At 58.5% G+C, this 19,045-nt stretch carries 16 protein-coding genes and 1 pseudogene; 6 read left to right on the forward strand and 11 right to left on the reverse strand.

Annotation, left to right across the window (positions count from 1 at the left end):
• Nucleotides 1–100 precede the first annotated feature (100 nt).
• Complete coding sequence (locus AC56KW_RS25795; RefSeq protein WP_497173486.1) at nucleotides 101–442, reverse strand: hypothetical protein; 342 nt, start codon at nucleotides 440–442, stop codon at nucleotides 101–103.
• Between the two features lie 475 nt (nucleotides 443–917).
• Between AC56KW_RS25795 and AC56KW_RS25800 the strand changes: the two genes are divergently transcribed.
• The 4 genes from AC56KW_RS25800 to AC56KW_RS25815 all read left to right on the forward strand — a co-directional run bounded on the left by AC56KW_RS25800 (nucleotide 918) and on the right by AC56KW_RS25815 (nucleotide 6,407).
• Nucleotides 918–2,129, forward strand: coding sequence for a phospholipase D family protein (locus AC56KW_RS25800; RefSeq protein WP_497173487.1), 1,212 nt, complete (start codon nucleotides 918–920; stop codon nucleotides 2,127–2,129).
• 117 nt (nucleotides 2,130–2,246) lie between these two features.
• Nucleotides 2,247–2,933: a hypothetical protein gene (locus tag AC56KW_RS25805; RefSeq protein WP_497173488.1), complete on the forward strand. Its 687-nt coding sequence runs from the start codon at nucleotides 2,247–2,249 to the stop codon at nucleotides 2,931–2,933.
• 17 nt (nucleotides 2,934–2,950) lie between these two features.
• Nucleotides 2,951–3,877 (forward strand): ADP-ribosylglycohydrolase family protein, encoded by a 927-nt coding sequence (locus AC56KW_RS25810; RefSeq protein WP_497173489.1) that lies wholly within the window; start codon nucleotides 2,951–2,953, stop codon nucleotides 3,875–3,877.
• A 751-nt stretch (nucleotides 3,878–4,628) separates the two neighbouring features.
• Nucleotides 4,629–6,407 carry a nucleoside triphosphate hydrolase gene (locus AC56KW_RS25815; RefSeq protein ID WP_497173490.1) on the forward strand — a complete coding sequence of 593 codons (1,779 nt, stop codon included), beginning with the start codon at nucleotides 4,629–4,631 and terminating at the stop codon, nucleotides 6,405–6,407.
• A gap of 488 nt (nucleotides 6,408–6,895) precedes the next feature.
• On the opposite strand, the gene AC56KW_RS25820 is transcribed toward AC56KW_RS25815, so the two are convergent.
• Nucleotides 6,896–7,870, reverse strand: coding sequence for a GlxA family transcriptional regulator (locus tag AC56KW_RS25820; RefSeq protein ID WP_497173491.1), 975 nt, complete (start codon nucleotides 7,868–7,870; stop codon nucleotides 6,896–6,898).
• 116 nt (nucleotides 7,871–7,986) lie between these two features.
• Here AC56KW_RS25820 and AC56KW_RS25825 point away from each other — a divergent pair, with 116 nt between their 5' ends.
• Together AC56KW_RS25825 and AC56KW_RS25830 are read left to right on the forward strand one after the other, a co-directional pair.
• On the forward strand, nucleotides 7,987–8,877 hold the full coding sequence (locus AC56KW_RS25825; RefSeq protein WP_497173492.1) for an MBL fold metallo-hydrolase: 891 nt from the start codon (nucleotides 7,987–7,989) through the stop codon (nucleotides 8,875–8,877).
• Nucleotides 8,878–9,042: 165 nt separating this feature from the next.
• The gene (locus AC56KW_RS25830) at nucleotides 9,043–9,591 is read left to right on the forward strand and encodes a cysteine hydrolase family protein (RefSeq protein ID WP_497173493.1); all 549 of its coding nucleotides are present in this window, start codon (nucleotides 9,043–9,045) and stop codon (nucleotides 9,589–9,591) included.
• A gap of 150 nt (nucleotides 9,592–9,741) precedes the next feature.
• On the opposite strand, the gene AC56KW_RS25835 is transcribed toward AC56KW_RS25830, so the two are convergent.
• The 9 genes and pseudogenes from AC56KW_RS25835 to AC56KW_RS25875 form a co-directional block, all read right to left on the reverse strand.
• The gene (locus AC56KW_RS25835) at nucleotides 9,742–10,824 is read right to left on the reverse strand and encodes a sensor histidine kinase (protein ID WP_497173494.1); all 1,083 of its coding nucleotides are present in this window, start codon (nucleotides 10,822–10,824) and stop codon (nucleotides 9,742–9,744) included.
• Nucleotides 10,825–11,313: 489 nt separating this feature from the next.
• Nucleotides 11,314–11,800 (reverse strand): annotated as a pseudogene (locus AC56KW_RS25840) (Orn/Lys/Arg decarboxylase N-terminal domain-containing protein); the annotation flags it as partial.
• 204 nt (nucleotides 11,801–12,004) lie between these two features.
• Nucleotides 12,005–13,300: a MocR-like B6 salvage transcription factor PtsJ gene (ptsJ, locus tag AC56KW_RS25845; protein ID WP_497173495.1), complete on the reverse strand. Its 1,296-nt coding sequence runs from the start codon at nucleotides 13,298–13,300 to the stop codon at nucleotides 12,005–12,007.
• A gap of 82 nt (nucleotides 13,301–13,382) precedes the next feature.
• Nucleotides 13,383–14,555, reverse strand: a complete 1,173-nt coding sequence (locus AC56KW_RS25850; RefSeq protein WP_497173496.1) for an aspartate aminotransferase family protein — start codon at nucleotides 14,553–14,555, stop codon at nucleotides 13,383–13,385.
• A gap of 4 nt (nucleotides 14,556–14,559) precedes the next feature.
• A complete protein-coding gene (locus AC56KW_RS25855) occupies nucleotides 14,560–14,799 on the reverse strand; it encodes a cytoplasmic protein (protein WP_497173497.1) in 240 nt (79 codons plus the stop codon).
• A 184-nt stretch (nucleotides 14,800–14,983) separates the two neighbouring features.
• The gene (locus tag AC56KW_RS25860; RefSeq protein WP_497173498.1) at nucleotides 14,984–15,706 is read right to left on the reverse strand and encodes a glutamine amidotransferase; all 723 of its coding nucleotides are present in this window, start codon (nucleotides 15,704–15,706) and stop codon (nucleotides 14,984–14,986) included.
• Nucleotides 15,707–16,010: 304 nt separating this feature from the next.
• A complete protein-coding gene (locus AC56KW_RS25865) occupies nucleotides 16,011–16,157 on the reverse strand; it encodes a hypothetical protein (RefSeq protein WP_497173499.1) in 147 nt (48 codons plus the stop codon).
• Nucleotides 16,158–16,246: 89 nt separating this feature from the next.
• Complete coding sequence (locus AC56KW_RS25870; protein WP_497173500.1) at nucleotides 16,247–17,458, reverse strand: glycosyltransferase; 1,212 nt, start codon at nucleotides 17,456–17,458, stop codon at nucleotides 16,247–16,249.
• Between the two features lie 32 nt (nucleotides 17,459–17,490).
• A complete protein-coding gene (locus AC56KW_RS25875; RefSeq protein ID WP_497173501.1) occupies nucleotides 17,491–18,846 on the reverse strand; it encodes a glycosyltransferase in 1,356 nt (451 codons plus the stop codon).
• Between the last annotated feature and the right edge of the window lie 199 nt (nucleotides 18,847–19,045).

Raw genomic sequence — 19,045 nt, forward strand, 5'->3', positions numbered from 1 at the left:
AGCCCCATCCATTGGCGATGCCGTGTAGCGCCGTCATTCCTGCCGCCAGAGCAAACTCCGGCCGTTCAACAGCAAAGTCCCGTGCAGCGCGTATAAGCGTTCAAGGGTCCGACGGGCTCCGATTCGCCAGTTCGATAGCCAACTCAAAGAAGCCCGCATCCTTCGCAGCAGCGAACCACTTGCCTTCATTCCCCTGCTGGCTCGCAACCAGGTCGCGCAAAATGGTCCCTCGTGGCTTCCCCGGATACTTCTTTACGATGGCCTTGAATGTCGCCAAATTGGTCGTTGCGTACGTCGCTTCTACGGCATAGCGCGCGTACGCATAATCCGCAAAGCCGGCGTCAAGCAGGACGCTCTCACAGAAGGCTGCATTGGCCGTCAGGGGCGCGTTCAGGCCCTTGGAGTCCTGAGAATACTGAACGGCCTCGTCGCGCTGTCCCATCCTGGCCAACGCCTTAGCGCCCCATGCCCTGTAATGCCAGGACTTGTACCGGTACTCGGACTTCGCTATCAGTGCGAGCAACTCGTCGTGGCGCCCGGCGGCAAACAGCGCACTAAGGCAAGCGGTCGTTCCCTTGACATATCCATATTTTCGTCGCCGTGCGCGTAGTGGTCCGACTTCGTTTTCAACGGCGGCGACAAATTATCAGCCCTGCGGGATGCAACCTTCGGCACCGCGCACAGCTGGCCCTAATCGCCCACGGATTCGAGGTTCAGCGGCCCCTCCTGGTGCAGAGCGCATCGCTCTCCTGCCAACTACCAATCGGCAGAATTTCATCAAATCGGTAAAAAAGTTTCTGGCAGGATATATAATTCTAAAAAATTTAGTGAGCAGTCGGAGTGAAATCCCCGGCTTGGCCTCTGATAATCTTGCCAATAACATAAATTAAATAAAATTTTCAACAGCATGGAAAATCATGAAAACAACGTTTTTATCAGGACCAAACATAGCGGCTTCATTGACACGACTATTCAGTCAGTCCGACGAGGTTTTCATCGCAGTCGCTTGGGGGGCGAGTAATCCAACTTTGGAAGCATTGTTAAAGAACCAATCGAATATTCGACGATTGCTGGTTGGGACGCATTTCTATCAAACTGAACCTTTGTTTCTGAAGAAAATAAGTTTGTTAGATACAGCACGCGTTATGGACGCCAGCGGGCACGCAACATTTCATCCTAAGGTATATCTCTTTCTTTCAGCCGGCTCTGCTTCCATAATCATCGGAAGCGCCAATTATACCAACGGTGGATTGGCGAAGAATGTCGAGGCATGTGTCCTGCTTGAGGGGCCACTCGATGACCCCACGGTGGTTAGCTTGCGGCAGTTCATTGAGAGGGAATGGACGCGTGGACATAGCATTGATGATGAGTTCTTGCGCGACTACACCGTGCAATACGAGGCAACTCGAAAATTCCGTGAATCGTTGACGAAATTTGTTCACTTTCGCAAGCCAATGGGTTTTGCTCCTAAGGGCGACCCTCTGACGATGGATTGGGCGACATTCGTAGCAAAAGTAAGGGAAGACAAGAATCATAGCGTTGAGGGGCGACTCTCAGTTTTGCGGGGTGCGCGCAACATATTTGCTAATGGAACTGCTTTCGAAACGTTTACGGAAATTGAACGCAAGTCAATAGCTGGGATTTTGGGAACCCGGGAGAGAGAAATTGCTGATTTTGATTGGGCATGGTTTGGTTCAATGTTCGGCGCTGGTGTATTCAAGAATCGAATAATAAACAACCCTTCAGTCATCAGCAACGCCCTTGATGCGATACCTCTTCGAGGGCCTGTAGCACGGAAAGATTACGAAACCTTTGTCCAAAGGTTTGAATCCGCTTTTGGAAGTGACGACCGAAAGGCCGGCATCGCCCCGGCAAGTCGACTTCTGGCGATGAAACGGCCGGATTATTTTGTTTGTTATGATAGTCCGAACCGAGACGGTCTGAGCCAGCACTTTGGGGTCGCTAAGTCTGCTGTTGCGCTGGATACATACTGGGATTACCTCGTAGAACCGATGCTTTATTCGGCCTGGTGGTTAGCTCCGCGTCCCGAAGGCCAGGAAGGCGAAATCTGGGACGGAAGAGCAGCATTTCTTGATGCTATATATTATCAGCCGCGCGCTGTCGTCTAGGGCGACAACGAGTTTCGTTCTCAACAGTTTAAATAGGCAATTATGCGACGTTCCTTACCTTCTGATTGGTTGAATCCAATATGCACGATATCTACATTTAATGCTAAGAACGAGGTCGTGGAATTAGACGTGATGTATCGACATGAACCGGAGGAAACGCGCTACGACGAGCACCACCGCCAAGTCGTTGTATGGACCGGAACTGCCGATGATTGTCGCGCGATAGTTTCGCGTGAGTTCGCTCAGAAAAACAATCCCGAGGCGTTGTCGGTGGCGATTATTAGTGATGTAAGTGATGCGACTAACAGTGTCGAGAAAAGTGAGGAAGAGTTTCTTAAGACATTCGATAGCGTAATCCGAACAGCCCATCAAGATTCGCTGAAACTGGCGAAACTGATTGGTACCGCCATTATTTCGCCTGGGGACGAGTGGCAATTCCGGTGCAGTACGTGGCACGATGTCAGAGATATTGTCCGAACGAATACTTGCATAAGGCCAACAAGATATGGAATTGGTAGAGGAACGGGGCAAGGCCGCGCTAAAATTGCTATTGAAGTTTGCCTAGAAGAAATCGCGCGGCAGAAATACGGTTTAGCAGATGCTGAAGGTGCTTTGCTCCTTATTAGAAGCGGGTCTCAAGATTTGCTTGGAAGGGAAGTGAAGGAAATCTCTCGACAGTTTCGAGAAACGTGCGGAGCTACAACGCTAGTCGAACAGAGCATCAATTACGATGAATCAATAGAAGAGGGATTTCTGGAAGTGGCTGTGTTTGCTTTTGGAGGTCCCTGTCTTCCTCAAGGATAATCGCTTTAGAATCTAGTATGAACAAAACAAACCGCTTGAAAGGTGGCCTGTACGGCCTCCTTATCGGGGATGCTCTCGGTGTCCCGTATGAGTTTCATCCTGCCTCCGCCATCCCAGCGCTTGAGCTCATTGAGATGACGCCGCCGGCCCGGTTTCGCCGAGCGCATGCCAGCATCAAACCCGGGACGTGGTCGGACGACGGAGCGCTCGCGCTCTGCTTACTCGACTCCCTGATTGAAAAAGATGGGCTCGACTTGGAAAATTTGGCCAGCAAATTTCTGGAGTGGGGCAGCAACGGCTATCTGGCTGTAGATGGACACGTGTTTGATATTGGTATTCAGACAAGTCGTGCATTCGCAAACCTGAAAAAGGGCATGTCGCCTGAAATGGCTGGTTCGTCTGATGAACGGAGCAATGGCAACGGTTCGCTTATGCGTGCTCTGCCACTGGCGCTGTGGCACCGCGGACCCGACGAAGAGTTGGTCACGCTGGCTCACGCTCAATCGTTGCTGACTCATGGCCATGTGCACTCTCAGGTGTGCTGCGCGCTCTATGTGCTGGTCGCAAGGCATCTCCTGAGTGACCAAACGATGAAGGATGCTTGGGACTGCGCAGAGGAAGCGTTGGCTAAGATTTATTGCGGCACTCCGTTTGCGCCGGCGCTCGAGTTCGTTCTGTCGTTGAAGTCGCATGAGCCCCAAGGGTCTGGCTATGTTGTGGACAGCCTTTGGTCTGCCAAATGTGCATGCCAGGAATCTACTTATGCCGGAGTTGTGAAAGCAGCGGTTGCACTGGGCAACGACACCGATACGACAGCCTGCATCGCTGGCGGATTGGTGGGAATTCATCTTGGGTTTGATGCCATCCCGCTGCGTTGGATGGATTCTTTGCGCGGCAGAGATATGGTAAAGCCGCTCGAGAGAAATTTGCTGCTGAGGCTCTAAGTGATTTCGCCTTCGCGACGCCCCTGCACCCCGGAAGATTCAAGCATCCCCAAAACGTATTGCCGGCTACGTTCAACCTTCGCATAAGTGCCGTGACCAAGAATTATGTTGTCATATAGACATACTTGTGCGTCGTCACTGCCTTGGTCACCCGGGTATGGAGAGCGGTCAAATCAAATGGTATAGAAGGCGACGGCCTTCTGGGCGAACGTCGATATTCTTTGCCAATCTATTACGGCACGAGGCGGCAAAACGACGCGAATTCATCAGCGCTGGGACGCATCTTTCATCCTGCGCTAACGCGATACGGGCAGGAAACCTAATCGCGCCGCTACCGCTCGCTAAAAGGCGGGGATAGTTGCGGCGAAGTTCTGCGGTTGAGTGCGTCGACTCGCAATACCGTGAACTGCCCACCCGTAACGCAGTAGCGCGGTAACACGAGACTAGCCTCGTTACCGTTACGCTGTTACGGCGGTCGCCTCAGCACATGCGTGGCGCTAAAAATTTCTGACAAGAAATGGTTTTATTGCCATAATGTAGCTGTAGTATATCGCTCATTAACAATTTGCCATCACTTTCGTATCCTGTGCACGTGGGGCAGGGTATGCGCAGCGCTGCGCCAAGAGTTAGCGCGTTCATGGTGTCCTCCAAAAGAGTTGTCCTACTCTCGTTGGCCAAGGTTGGCCGACACATCTATGAATAGCTTTCGTCAGTCATTCAATGGCTGACGGCTCGCAAAAAGGACTGCAGTATGAACAACATCATCCGTGTCGTATTCGGTAAAAAGACGTCCACTTCCAGCAACGAGCAGCGTCCTGCGCAACCCCTTTCCCGCAAGCAGTGTATTTCGAATCCTGAAGGAGGCTGGGAGCCTGCAGGATTCGACGATAACGGCCACTACGTCATCCTATCGCGGAAGACGGGGCAGTTGGTAACGCTCACTCCAAGGTCCTTGGACGAGAATACGCTGCGTGCGGTCGTCGGTAGTCAGTATTGCGACCAAAATTACGCGGAGCATGATAGCAAGCTTGAGATAGAGGTCTTTAGCCCGAGCAGTCTTGCGGGAGAAATTCGTGAAAAGTGCGATGGGCGGGGGCGGGTAGACCTGTCGAGAGTTCGGAGCCCAGGTTTCTATTTCGACGCTGGTCAGCTTGTTGTGCACTTCGGGAACGAGGTGTATCAAGCTCGCGGCGAACCAGTTGACACGACGCCTGGCGAGGCTCTGTATGTTTCCGGACCGAGCCTGGGATTCTCGTTAAATACCCCTGCCGCAACCCAGGAAGAAGTTCGGCAGCTGGAAGAAGCGGTAAAGGGGTTCAACTTCCAGACTACCTTCGACAGTGTTGCTCTTCTGGGTTGGCTTGTGACGGCTGTCTTCGGCGCTGTGGTCGAGAACCGCCCAATCCTGGCAGTGACCGCTGAGCGCGGGTCCGGCAAGACGACGCTCATCGAGCTCCTGTGCCGGTTGCTTGGGCCACAAGCTTTCCGCCGCGATGGTGTTCCTACTGTCGCGCAGGTGATTTACGAGTTGGAAAACCGTTCTGCGGCCCTGCTTGTTGATGAATTTGAGGCGAAGGGGGCCACGAAGAGGGCGGTTGAGGACTTCCTCTCTTTGGTCAGGACCTCGTTCACTAAATCCACGGACGCGCGTATAACTCGCGTCATCGCCGGACGAATGAGGTCTTACAACCCGCCGGCCGGTGTTCTAGTTGCGGGGATTGCATTGCCGGTTTTTGACGATGCTTTGAACACTCGGACCGTCAGAATTCAAATGCAACCGCTTACAGCGGGCAGTCAACGCGTCAGTAATCCACTTCTCGATTTGTCAAACCACGACGCGGTGGAGGAGTTGGGCGCTAAGATTCGCCGCATGCTGGTAGGTCGCTGGGACATTCTCGTCGCCGTTCAAAAAGCGGTGCGAGAGATGCTTGTAGGCTTTGGTCATGAAGCACGTGCAGCGGACTTGTTTAGTCCGCTGGTTGCAGGATACGTCGCATTAACCTCGGAGGAACTGCCCAGCCTAGAGCGGCTGGCAGCGCTTTTGGAGGAGTGTCAGTTGACGACGGTTGCGGTCAGGGATGTACAACGCGACGGTGAGGTGTGTCTTTCTCTGTTGCTTAACCGGCGGGTTGCTATCTTCGAATCCATCGATGGTAAGCCAGTGAAGTCGCATGAACGCATTCGCGATGTCGTCAAGCGCATCATCGGGTCCGGTTCGGATACCGAGACGCGTCAGGGCCTCATCCGACAGCTTGAGAAATTCGGGCTGCGCCCGCTGTGGAGACGGGTCGACAACCAGTGGAAGCTCGTTGTTGCTACGTCTGAAATGAACAGTGGCATGCGTCGACTGATGCAGAGCACTCCTTGGTCCACAGGCGGCTGGAAAGACGTGCTATCGCGTTTGCCTGGTGCCATCACGGGCCAGCAGCGCGTGGATGGTATGTCCCAGAAAGTGGTGGAACTGTGCATTTCGCCGGACCTTATTTCACCCGATACTGAAGGTGATTATGAGTTGCCGGCAGACGCGTAGCAGGGCTGCTGCCCACGACGTGGCCTCTCAAAAAAGAGCTTGAATGGCACCAGGACTTCGGTCTTGGTGCTTTTTTTTCGCAGGATTCGAACTGGTAGTAGCAAGGTAACAACTACCAATTGACATGGTGGCGGCGGGTGAAATCTTGGCGGAGAGGTGCAAAGTGGTAAGATGCAAAGAACCTGTTGAGGTGGTGCAGACAGGTGTGACAAAATCGACGTTTAATCTACACCTAAGTCCTTGAAAAATAAGGAAATACTTTGACGTGGGCGTGAATCTCACCGCTTCCGCCAAGAATACCGAACTAGAGCCCCAGAGATTGGGGCTTTTTTTCGTCCGTTTATCAAGGAAGTGCAAGACCTGTGACGTCAGCTGCCCAGTCCCCGCATTTGCACGTAGAGCATGCAAGCATGCATCCGTGCACAGCTTGACGGATACGCCGGAAACAGCAACGCGACGCATGGGACTAACACAGCATCGTTATAGACCTATTCTTGCCCAGCTGCCGTCTTCTGCCCAAAAGTACGGCGCCATTCCCTGGGACTGACCTGAAATCTCTTTTTGAAATGCTGGCGCAAGGCCAGCGGAGTCTGAAACCCCGTCAACGCCGAAATTCTCTCGATAGGCACCGATGTCGTTTCAAGTAACTCGCGTGTCTGCTGCAAGCGCTCGTTGACCAGCCAATTCCCGAGCGTCATGCCGGTCGCTTTCTGAAAATGACGTGTAAAGGTGCGGCGACTGGTCGCCGCCCTTGCCGCCAGATCATCGATGCTGTGCTGCTTGTCGAGATTTTCCCGCAGATAGTCCAGCAAGCGGTTGACCTGTGAATCCTCGGTCGAATCGGCCACGGGTTGCTCGATGAACTGCGCCTGTCCGCCTTCGCGATGCGGTGGAATGACCATCGTTCGCGCCACCTTGTTGGCGATTTTCGGACCGTAATACGCGCGCACGAGGTAGAGGCAGCAATCGAGTCCCGCCCCCGTTCCCGCGGAGGTGATCAGACGGTCTTCATCGACATACAGTGCATTCATGTCCAGCTTCACGCATGGAAAGCGTTGGTTGAAATCCTTCTCGGCCATCCAGTGTGTCGAAGCGCGCTTGCCGTCGAGCAGCCGCGCATAGGCGAGTACATAGGCACCGTAGCAAAGTCCGACGACATAGGCGCCTCTGGCATGGGCTCGCGCCAGTGCGGCCATCAGTTCGGGCGCGGGCCGTGCGTCCAGGTCGTGCCATCCAGGCACAATCACCATGTCTGCCGTCTCGGCCAGCTCGAGGCCGCCGTCGGGATGTATCGTCATCGCTCGCTCCGCGGCCAAAGGTTTTCCGTCTGGCGAAACAATCCGCAGGTCAAACAAGGGCCCCTCGGGCATCTCTGCATTAAAAACCAGATACGGTACAGAAAAGTGAAAGGGGCTGAAATTTGGATAGACGACGAGAGCGGCGACCGGCAGTTTGATAGTCATGGATAAGGAATCTGTGATCGTGGCCCGAAACCATCGGTAATTGGCATACGGGTCAATATTAGCGTTATCGGTGTGCCGTCACAATGCTGTTGTCCACATCCGTTACGGAGCAGCATATGCAACGATCTACAACATTGGCTCTTTTTCTTTCCCTGGCCTTGGGCATCGGGACTATCTCCGCCGGTGCGGCCCCAAGCTCCACCCCGGCGACCGAACGGCAAGCCGTCCGGGTCCAGCAAATTCGCAACGCCACGGTCAAGATCAACTATGCCGGCACGACCTTCCTGGTGGATCCCTTCCTGGCGAAGAAAGGGACCTATCCGGGGTTTCCAGGCACCTTCAACAGTCAGTTGCGCAACCCGCTGGTCGAACTGCCGATGCCGGTCAATGACATCATGCAAGGCGTGGACGCCGTCATCGTCAGCCACACTCACCTTGACCATTGGGACGGCGGTGACCACGGGTTCGTGCCCAAGACGATGCCATTATTCGTGCAGGACGAAGCCGATGCCAGGCTGATTCGCGGCCAGGGCTATACGAATGTCCGTATTCTCGGCGAACCCACCACGTTCGACGGCGTGCGACTGACCAGGACCGGCGGTCAGCACGGCACGAATGAAATGTATGCGAACAAGCCGCTGGCCGAGGGACTGGGAAAAGCGATGGGCATCGTCTTCCAGGCGCCGGGCGTGAAGACCGTCTACGTCGTGGGCGATACGATCTGGCGTAGCGAAGTCGACCAGGCCCTGGCCCGGTTCAAACCCGATGTCATATTGCTCAACGCCGGCGCTGCCCGCATGGTCGGCTTTACCGGTTCGATCATCATGGGCAAGGACGACGTGCTGCACGCCTACCAGCGCATGCCCAACGCGACGATCATCGCAACCCATATGGATGCCATCAACCACATGACGCTGAGCCGCAAGGAACTGAACGACCATGTCAGGCAGCACGGTATCCAGGACCGCGTGCGCATCCCGGCCGATGGTGACATCCTGACGTTCTGAAAGCCGTTTATTGTCCAGGAAGTGCAGATCGTATCGGCTACGAATTCTGGCGTGAAGCCTTCACCTTACCCGGTTCCGACGAAATGGAGCCTCTGTCGCACATCATTTCAGGTTGCCATAAACCTGCTTGTCGTAACCATTTATTTGTCGAGAGAGAAAAAATTGATGAGCAAAAAAGCGCTGGTCGTTGTCGACCTCCAGAACGAGTATCTTCCTGCTGGCAAACTGGCCCTGGAAGGCATCCACGATGCGTTGGCCAATGCTGCACGCGTGATCGCCGATGCCAGGGACAGCAATGACATGGTGATTCACATTCGGCATGAATCGACGGACCCTGATGCTCCGTTCTTCAACCGAAGCACGGCCGGCGTCCAGATCCACGATTCCGTGGCACCGGTCGAAGGCGAGCCGGTCATTGTGAAGAATTTCCCGAACTCCTTCCTGAAGACCGACCTGAAGAAGATGCTCGACGAGCACGGGATCGAGGAGGTCACCGTGGTGGGCGCCATGAGCCATATGTGCATCGACGCCACGACACGGGCTGCCTCGGATTTCGGCTACAAGACCACCGTCGTGCACGATGCCTGCGCGACCCGTGACCTCGAATTCAGGGGCGATGTCGTGCCGGCAGCGCAGGTTCACCGCGCGCTGATGTCGGCGCTCGCGTTCGGTTATGCCTCAGTGGTCGGCGCGGACGAGTATCTCGCCCGCTAGCAGCCAGGCCGTCATGTCCCGGTCGCGCACAGGTCGCGAAATACACTAGCCCAGAGTGCCATGGTGTGTTCGGGCGGGTCGAAAAGGCCAGTTCGTGCGCTTTCGCTGCCACACGGGCCAGGCTTTTCTGATGGCCGGTCGCGCCGACGTTCATTGCCGGACATACGGACGGGCATCGACAGGCAGGCTGAGGGTGAAGGTTGTTCCCCGGTTGTGGGCGCTATCGACGAAGACGCTGCCGCCATGGCTCTCGGCAACATTGCGGACATAGGGCAGGCCCAGGCCCCAGCCCTTGACCTTCACATCCTCGATCCGTTCATATGTGTGGAAGAGTCGCTCCAGCTCGTCGGCCGGGATCGGCGTGCCCTCGTTATGAATGGCCAGTAACATCCGGGCGTCGACATGGCTGACACGTACCGTGATCGCTTGTGATGCATCGCCATACTTGCGTGCATTGGCGACCAGGTTTTCGAGCGCGCGCGTGAGCGAAACGCGGCACCAGTATCCCTCGACCCGGTCGCCCTCTACCTTCACCTGCTGCCCGAGCAGGGGAAGGTCGGCGCAGACTTCCTCGATCAGCGACATGATGTCGAAGCACGCGAGTTGCAGCTTCAGCTTCATTTTCCCCTTCAGCACGGCCGCGTCCAGCAGGGTCTGGATCATGGCGTCGGTCTCCCCGATTTTCAGGCAAATCCGTTTTGCCAGCTTCAGAATGCCGGGGTCGTCCGTTTTCAGCTGGATCAGCTGGGCGGAGGCGTTTGCCACGTGCATCGGATTACGCAAGTCGTGGGACAGGCTGGCGATAAAGGTTTCGCTGATTTCCTTGTTGACCGCATCGTAGCCGCTGATCGATTCGCGCGCCGCTTCTTCGATCGAATGCCCGATAACCTCGGCATCGCGCTTGCTCAGCGGAAGACGGCGCGCCGTCGCCACGGCAAACAATACCTCGCGGAATATCTGCAATTCGTGGAGGAGGTCGCGGGGACCGTAGTCGGTCATATTGGCCCTCTCCCGACCGTGCGAAGTGGCCAGGTTGGTCCCGGTCGTCGCGAACGGACGGGCTGCGCCCACCGCCAGGGATTGTGCGATGTTCTCGTACAGGGTTGGAAGGGTATCGATCAGGATGGGTTCGCGCAGCTTGTTCGCGCACGGGATCTCGGCGGTGACCCGGGCACTCCACTGCGCAAGGACGACATCGCGCATTTCCAGAAAGGTAGCGGCGAGTTCGGACATCGGCATATTCCGGTTGCCTGCATCGCTAGTAGTCATGGTCGCTTCATTCCGCCTGGTGTGCTGTTGGATGATGCCGCCGATAAATCAAAGCAGGTGATTGTCTTTTTCCCATCCTGATTCAGACAAGCTCAGTGTACCCGTAGTCTGCCCGCCAGGCATTTTTCAATTAAACGGCCTGAAACGGTGACTGGCCTCGGCCACCGTACTTGCCACATGCTTCGATGAACAACGCGCTGGAAGCGACGATCGAGCCCCGGTGCTGGTCAGCAACTGACGGGGCGGGATCGAGCATATTGAAGCCGTCGGCCAGCTCACCAGACCCGTGCCACCTTCCATTTGCCTGCTCGCCACCGATTACCCGGTCAGCCGCATCTCCCATGCCGCCTTCGGCCAGCGCATCCGGTCCCATACGGTAAACCACCAGTCCTCCCGCTCGAACTGCTCGCCAACCTTGCACATCGCATGCCGGAGGCCGAGCGCCTCGACGATGCTTTCCTCCTGCGCGTAGTCGAGCAATGCCGTGAGAAACGGTGGCCGGATGCCGTCCAGGTAATTCTTCGCTTCGCGGATCAGGCGGCGCGCGACGAACTCCGGCGTGTCCTCGAACATGTGGATGACGCCTGCGGCGCGCGCAGGATATCGTTCGGCAGATGGCGCGCGCTCTTGGTTTCGCCGTACAGGTAGATCGGCACCTCGGCGTTGCGCCGCCGCACCTCACCGATGAACGACCTGATGCTGTCGAGCGCAGGTGCCGCGGCGCCGTCGTGCGAAAACTCCTCGTTGTCGATTGAGAGGACGAACGCGCTGGCGCGGCTCTGTTGCTGGGCAAACTGGCTCAGGTCGTGATAGCTCGTGGTCCGCACGACATCGAATCCCTCGGCCTTGATGGCGGCGGCCGGTGCCCGGATTTCCAGGTCGGACGCATTCTCGATCGGGAGTCTTCGTCGGTGATGACAATCGGGAAGCGGATGTGCATGGTACTCCCCTTGGTTCTAAAGTCGCCTGAAGCCGGGCGTTCATGCGTGGTGGACCGGGCAGGCGCATATGCCTGCACAGCGAGAAAATCATGTCCTGTGTAAATATCAGATATGTCGGAGGACATAAATATTGGCCGAGCGTCGGCGGGCGTCGTGTCCAGGCTACGCGGGCGGTCGAAGTGCTAACGGGTCAAAGTCAGTATCTACCCGAGACTGCGCCTGATGCCGGCGGCAAGACGTCTGGCCTGCTCCGCTTCGATCCTGGAGATCGTGATGCGCACACCTTTGACTTCCTCATCGACGGCGAAGCCCTCGCCATGCCGCACCAGCCAACCCTGGCGGGCCAGCGAAAGCGCGACAGCACGATCGTCGGTCGTCAGCGGAATCCATAGATTGAGCCCGTCGCCATCGGCCAGGTAAGGGATGTCCTGCTCGCGCAGGGCCGCCTCGAGCGCGCGGCGGCGGCGGGTGTAATCTTCTCGGGCCTGGGCGATGAGGCGCGCGCCGCCGGCGCTGGTCAAGGTCAGTTCGACCATATCCTGCAAGAGGTGACTGACCCACGCGGTCCCGGCAGCCAGGCGACGGCGCAGCTGGCGCGAGGTCGCCGCATCGCTGGCAACCGCCGCGACCCGGATGTCGGGCCCCAGGGCCTTCGCGAACGAACGGATCAAGGCCCAGCGCCCGGTACTGCGCGGTATGACCGAGTAATACTCGGCATGCGACAGCAGCGCGAAGTGATCGTCGACGATGACCATGACGTTTGGATATTTGGCGAGAATGCGCGTGATGGCCCGTGCGCGCTTGTCGGACAGGCTGCAGCCGGTCGGATTGTGCGCACGCGGCGTCAGGATGACAGCCTGCGCTCCCTTCTCGAGCGCGTTCTGGAGTTCGCCGGCCAGCATGCCTTCGCCGTCGACGGCGACGCCGAGTGGCTGCAGCCCCATATCGCGCAGCGTATTGATACTGCTGAGGAAGCAGGGGTTCTCCACCGCGACCTTGTCACCCGCCAGCAGATCGAGGTTCAGCAGCCGCTCGATCGCATCCACCGCGCCATGCGCAAGGTCGACCTCGAAGCCGGCGGGGCAGTCCGGCGCACACCATGCGCGAATATACCGTTCGAGCTCGGGATTGACGGTCGGCGCGCCGTACAGCCGCGGCGGACGACGCGCGGCAAGCAGCGCTTGTCCGAGGTCGGGAAGCCACGCCGGATCCGGGTTGCCGCTTGCCAGGTCTTCCAGCGGCGTGTCGGGCATGGCGCCTTCTTGTTCACCCTGCGCATACTGGTTGCGGATCGTGGTCCCCAGCCGTCCTTGCGTCATGGCGATGCCGGACGTGACCAGGCGCCGGTAAGCCGATGCGACCGTGTTGCGGTTGATTCCCAGTTCATCCGCGAGGTCGCGCACCGGCGGCAGCGAGTCGCCGGAGGCCAGCTGCCCCGACTGGATCAGGGCGCGAACGCTGTCGACGATTTCGGCTGCGGTTTTACCGTGTAATTTCATGTGTACCAGGACAGATTTCCATAGAGGTGAGGCGATTCGACGTGACGGTCGCGGCCTCGATTTTGCCACACGCGGCATGGGCTCAGGTCAGCAGTCGCACCAATCGCGCCGCGATCTCGTCAATCTCCGCTTCGCTGCAGATCAATGGCGGCAGCAGGCGCACGATCCTGCCGCGCGTCACCGTAATGAGCAGGCGTTCGCGCACCAATGCGTCATGCACCAGGCCGGGACATTCCGCGTCCAGCTCGACGCCCACCATCAGTCCGATGCCGCGGATGGCCGCGATGCCGGCCTTGCCTTCCAGTCCATCGCACAGCATGCGCAGCAGGCGTTCGCCCAGCACGGCGGCGCGCTCGGGCAGCGCCTCGCGCGCCATGACATCGATGACGGTGCAGCCAACCCTGCTGGCCATGGGATTGCCGCCGAAGGTCGAGCCATGGGCGCCAGGCGAAAACAGCGACGCGGCCACGCCGCGCGCAAGGCAGGCGCCGATCGGCATGCCATTGCCCAGCGCTTTCGCAAGCGTGATCACGTCGGGCACGACGCCCGCATGCTGATGGCCGAACCAGGCGCCGGTTCGCCCCATGCCGGTCTGCACCTCGTCGACCATCAGCAGCCACCCACGTTCGTCGCAGATCGCCCGCAGCGCCCGCAGATAGTCAGCACAGGCCCGATGGATGCCGCCTTCGCCCTGCACCGGTTCGATCAGGACGGCGCTGATGCCCGGCCACCGTACTGCGGCCACATGCACGGCGTCGATGTCGTCGTAGGGCACGCGGACGAATCCCGGTGTCAGAGGCTCGAAGCCCCGGTGAACGGCGGGATTGCCGGTGGCGGCCAGGGTGGCCAGGGTCCTGCCATGAAAACTGTTTTCCATGACGAGCACCTGGGCCTGGGCGATGTTCTTGCTGTTGGCATGCAGGCGCGCCAGCTTGAGCGCCGTTTCATTCGCTTCCGCGCCGGAATTACAGAAGAAGGCGCGTTCCATGCCGGCGAGCGTACACAGGCGCTCGCCAAGCTGTTCCTGCCATCCGATCCCGAACAGGTTCGAGGTATGCAGGAGCAGGCTGGCCTGGTCGGCGATGGCGGCGGCCACTTCGGGATGGGCGTGACCGATATTGGTGACCGCCACGCCGGCGATGGCGTCCAGGTATTCGATGCCGTCCGTGTCCCACAGGCGGGCGCCGGCGCCGCGCACGAAGGACACGCTCTGGCGTGCGTAGGCAGGCATCAGGTAAGAAGTGGGTGCCACCATGGCCTCAGCCTTCCAGGGTGGTGGCGACGAACAGCGGCTCGCTGCTGATCAGGCGCATGCCATCCGGCCCGCTTTCGACCAGCCGGCGTTCGTCCTTCGCCAGCGCGAAGTCGAGCTGGTAGCCTTCGGCCTTGCCCAGTGATGCGGCGACCTCCCGGGCCGCCTCCAGCGACCAGGGCGTGCCGGATTCGAAGTGGCCGAGCAGGCGGCCGTGACGGCGGATGTTGATGCGGTAGATTGTCATGGAATATTCCGGTTGGTGGTTGGATCAGGTTGGGGCGAGCAGCAGCTCGGCGCAGCGGTCACGGCCGGGAGCGCAGCGTTGTTGCCCACGCGGCCATACACGGCCTGCGACTGCAACTAGACCACATCGATCTCGATGGGTGCCAGCGCGGCCACCGGCAGCGGTTGGGTAAGGGGAGGCAGGTTCATGGCAACCGTCCGGGCGCGAGCTTGTCGACGCCGTCGAGCCAGGCCTTGAACACCGCGGTGGCGGCAGCGGCCAGGGGCACCTGGAAGCGCTGCGCGTCCTCGCGCAGGACGCGCGGATCGATGCCGGCCTGTCCGAGTTCCGATGCGTGCCCAAGCAGCCAGCGTTCGATGTGGCGGGCATCCGCCTCGAGGTGAAATTGCAGCCCCAGCACTGCATCGCCCAGCGCGAACGCCTGGTTGGCGCCGATCTGCGTGCTGGCGAGGCGGTCGGCGCGGGGCGGGATGTCGAACTGGTCGCCGTGCCAGTGCAGGACCGGGGTGGAGCCAAGGTGGGCGAGGACGGACTGCGCGCCCGCCCCGGTCAGCGTCAACGGCGAGAATCCGATCTCCTTCACTCCCATCGGGTAGACGCGCGCCCCCAGTGCCCGCGCGATCAGCTGCGCGCCGAGGCAGATCCCCAATAGCGGCGTCCCCGCGGCGAGGCGCTGCCTGACCAGCGCCAGCTCGCCGGCCAGGAACGGGTAGATCTCCTCGTCGAAGGCGCCGACCGGGCCGCCGAGCACCACCAGCAGGTCCGGGGCCAGGGCGTCGAGCGACGCCAGGTCTTCCATGGCGGGATCGACGTAGCGGACGGCGTAGCCCCGCTCCAGCAGTAGCGGCTCCAGGGTGCCCAGATCCTCGAAATGGATGTGGCGGATGACGGTGACGGTCTTGTTCATGGCGGGGCTTTCATGAAGGGAGTGATGGTTGAAGATGCAGGGAGCGCCGGTGCACGCGCCAGCCACTCATGTGGGCAGGGCTGGTCGCCAGCGCCGCGATGACCTGGACGACGACCAGCACGGCCAGCCCCGATGGCGCCCGCGACGACAAGCGATGGTAGGGACCATATCGGGTAGCTCATTCGATATGCATCGCATGGCCGTCGGCGGCCAGCGGTGTGAGAAGCGTGTCAGGGATCGAATTGTACCATTATTGGCCTATGACAAAAATTGAATTGACCTATTTTACTGATAGCTTGCGGCGTCAGTAGTGCGCGGCGTTGCAGGATCTCAAGACGGTCGCTGGCGCCGGCGGGATGGGGCTGACGTCCATCGAGACAGTGGTGCCGCTGAATATGGTGCGGTTGCGCGCGCGCGCCGACGACGTCACTTGCTCGATGGCGAGGTTCATGGCGGGCGCGTTCTGGCGAGGGCGTCAAGCTTGCGTGGCCGGCAGGGCGGCCATCGGGGTAGCGCAGGCTATGCGATAGTGGACTCTTTTCAGAGAGGGCTGGATTCTTTGTGTAGCCCCGATGGCGAAGGCTGCCCAGACTTCGCGATCACTTGAAAGTGCTCGATGAGTCCCTCGGCCACCTTGTCCCAGGTATGCTCCAGTGCATAGCCACGTAGCCGTGCCGGGTCCCATATTTTGTCCAGGGCGAGGCCGATTGCTTCGGCAAACGGCCCGGGTTCCCTGGTCTCGACCAGGATGCCCAGGTCGGGTCCGGTAATGATTTCCGGGACGCCCCATGTGCAGTGGGCAACCACCGGCGTCGAGCAAGCCATGGCCTCGAGGATGACGTTCGGCCAGCCTTCCTTTTCGCTGGCGAGGCAAAAAACGTCAGCGGCGGAGTACCAGGCATGCAAGTCGGTATTGAGCACTGGCCCGGCCCAGACGACTTCGTCGGCGATGCCGAGTTCGCTCGCCAGGGCGCGAAGGCTGGCTTCGCAATCGCCTTCCTCGCCGCCTCGTCCCACGACGATACAACGCAGATCAGTATGGCCCTGGGCGCGCAGCAAGGCATGGGCGCGCAGCAAGAGGTCGATCCCCTTGCGGGGAACCAGGTGCGAGACCGATAACATATACCGCTTGGTGTCATCCAGTCCCAGCGTCCTGCGTGCAATCTGCTTCTCGGTCGGGCGGAAGCGCGCGGTGTCCACGCCGTTGGTGGAGGCATATCCCTTTTCGGCCGGCGCGCCCAGGCGTACGGCGCCATCGACCAAAGCCTTGGCTACGCCAAAATAGCGCGCACTATGGCGAAGGGCAAACAGCACCTGGCGAATGCGGACGGGGAACCGGTGAAGATCGTTGATATCGTGCCCGCGCAACGTAACGACATAGGGCTTGCCCAGAATACGCGACAATAAGGCGCCCGCAAAACCTTCTGGAAACGCCAGGTGGCAATCGATTACATCGATTTTCCCCTTGAGGCCATGCGATACGATGAATCTCCAGACCGCCAGGGCGAGGAAAACGCCATCGAGAGGTTTGAACATCGCAGGAATGGAGAGAAACTTCGGAAAATAGGTCGGATATGCGTTTTCTTCTGACTGCGCTGGAATACGGTTCCGGTTGGCATAACGCGCGATATACCGTTCGCCAGGGAACCAGGGTACAGGTGAGATGACGATCAGCGCCGCTTTATTGGACAGCGCGTCGAGCCGTTGCTTGACAAACTGCGCATGCACCGGCATTCGCGGGTTGGGAAACATGGTCGAGATGCAGATGATGCGTATCCGGCCGCTCACAAGCCCTCCATGATGGTGGACAGGAAATGATTGGCCTTCGCATCCCAGCTTTCGCTTTGAAGAAATTTCTCGAGCTTGGTTCCCAAGCGGATGGGTTTTGCAGAAGCATCCGATTCGATCGCGGCCAGGGCCGAGGCTATGGCTCGGGGAAATTCTTCAGGCCCTGCCAACGTCAGATATTCGGCCAGTCGTATCGCTTCTGGAAGGGGCGATACGATGACGGGTTTGCCCGTGGCCAGATATTCCTTGAGCTTGAGAGGATTGATATTATGGGTCGAGGCGTCGACGTTATACGGAAGGATGCACAGGTCGAAGTGGCAAACATGTCCGGGCAAGTCGGCATAAGGCACTGGGCCCAGGAAGCGCAGGTTGGGTACATCGTGGAATTCGCCGGAATCCCGATCCACGACCGGGCCAAGAATGACGAAGGTCGCTTGCGGCGACAGGAGGGCGGCGGCCCTGAGTGCATTGCCGTCCACACGTCGATCGAAGACGCCGAACATTCCCACCAGGGGACCGCTCAAGGCAGCAAGGGGGCTGGACGGATCGCGAGTGGCTCGGGAAAAGTGCGTCAGGTCTACACCGTGGGTCAGCAGGCTAGAGGTGCTCACGAAAGAGGACCGCGATTCGAGAATGGCGGTGGAAGTGGCGATCATCAGGTCGCAAGCATCCAGCGTTTCCCGCTCCAGACGATGCACAGCGCGGCCGTCGATACCGTGCCAATGCGTGAAGTCATCGACACAGTAATAAACCGTGCGCTTGAAAGCGTGATCACGAAAGAGACCGGGGATAGTCGGTGAGGTGCTCACCAAGATTGGTTGCTTGCCTGGGGCTACGCGTCGCAGTGCCTTATGCACGGCGCGTGACAGAAGTTGGTGATTCACTGCGCAGGACGCCGGACTTTGGAAAGATGGCCACATGACGGGACTCAGGATATGGGGGAAAACGGAATTTTTCCAAGGGCTGCTGGGCAATGTGTTCATGGCATGATTGGATGAACACGCACCGGCCGTCGCCCTGGTCTTTTTGTCGCGACCGGCCCAGGCGCGAAGTACCTGCATGGTCCTTTTCAAGTCGTGCAGGCTGATACTCGGCGTACGCAGCCCAATGGTATTGACCCAGATAACTTGGGCTTTCGGAATAATTCTGCGGAATAGGTGCTGGCAACTCGATGGATGACGTCCCCAATCATCCGCAAACACCACAAAGACGTATTTGGAAACTTGATGTTGGGAGGCTGGCATCGGGCCGGTTTCATTTTTGTTAAGATTGGTATCGGTATTGGACCGAATTTTTCTCTCCAGCACAAGTAATTTGTTGTTTCTTGTTGTGGTAAGAATGTCCGTGATCAACGTTACACCTAGTATTGACGCTTGATCCTTCTCAACGTCGTCGTGTCCAGGGCCTTGCTTGACGACATTTGCCGAATCCCGTGCTAGGGAAGCGCTGATTTATTCGCCACTAACCGCTCCGGCGACGCTGCCCGTCTGAGATAATTTCGCTTCCCCCAACACCGCCCTATCGATCATGCAGAAGAGCTTCTCCGACCTC

It is taken from the genome of Telluria sp. RT2P19 (assembly GCF_059685725.1).

What these genes read in the sequence shown, in the direction of transcription:
- AC56KW_RS25795 (WP_497173486.1), bottom strand. Translation starts at nt 442, where the DNA reads ATGGGACAGCGCGACGAGGCCGTTCAGTATTCTCAGGACTCCAAGGGC.
- AC56KW_RS25800 (WP_497173487.1), top strand. Translation starts at nt 918, where the DNA reads ATGAAAACAACGTTTTTATCAGGACCAAACATAGCGGCTTCATTGACA.
- AC56KW_RS25810 (WP_497173489.1), top strand. Translation starts at nt 2,951, where the DNA reads ATGAACAAAACAAACCGCTTGAAAGGTGGCCTGTACGGCCTCCTTATC.
- AC56KW_RS25815 (WP_497173490.1), top strand. Translation starts at nt 4,629, where the DNA reads ATGAACAACATCATCCGTGTCGTATTCGGTAAAAAGACGTCCACTTCC.
- AC56KW_RS25820 (WP_497173491.1), bottom strand. Translation starts at nt 7,870, where the DNA reads ATGACTATCAAACTGCCGGTCGCCGCTCTCGTCGTCTATCCAAATTTC.
- AC56KW_RS25825 (WP_497173492.1), top strand. Translation starts at nt 7,987, where the DNA reads ATGCAACGATCTACAACATTGGCTCTTTTTCTTTCCCTGGCCTTGGGC.
- AC56KW_RS25830 (WP_497173493.1), top strand. Translation starts at nt 9,043, where the DNA reads ATGAGCAAAAAAGCGCTGGTCGTTGTCGACCTCCAGAACGAGTATCTT.
- AC56KW_RS25835 (WP_497173494.1), bottom strand. Translation starts at nt 10,824, where the DNA reads ATGTCCGAACTCGCCGCTACCTTTCTGGAAATGCGCGATGTCGTCCTT.
- ptsJ (WP_497173495.1), bottom strand. Translation starts at nt 13,300, where the DNA reads ATGAAATTACACGGTAAAACCGCAGCCGAAATCGTCGACAGCGTTCGC.
- AC56KW_RS25850 (WP_497173496.1), bottom strand. Translation starts at nt 14,555, where the DNA reads ATGGTGGCACCCACTTCTTACCTGATGCCTGCCTACGCACGCCAGAGC.
- AC56KW_RS25855 (WP_497173497.1), bottom strand. Translation starts at nt 14,799, where the DNA reads ATGACAATCTACCGCATCAACATCCGCCGTCACGGCCGCCTGCTCGGC.
- AC56KW_RS25860 (WP_497173498.1), bottom strand. Translation starts at nt 15,706, where the DNA reads ATGAACAAGACCGTCACCGTCATCCGCCACATCCATTTCGAGGATCTG.
- AC56KW_RS25865 (WP_497173499.1), bottom strand. Translation starts at nt 16,157, where the DNA reads ATGAACCTCGCCATCGAGCAAGTGACGTCGTCGGCGCGCGCGCGCAAC.
- AC56KW_RS25870 (WP_497173500.1), bottom strand. Translation starts at nt 17,458, where the DNA reads ATGTTTCCCAACCCGCGAATGCCGGTGCATGCGCAGTTTGTCAAGCAA.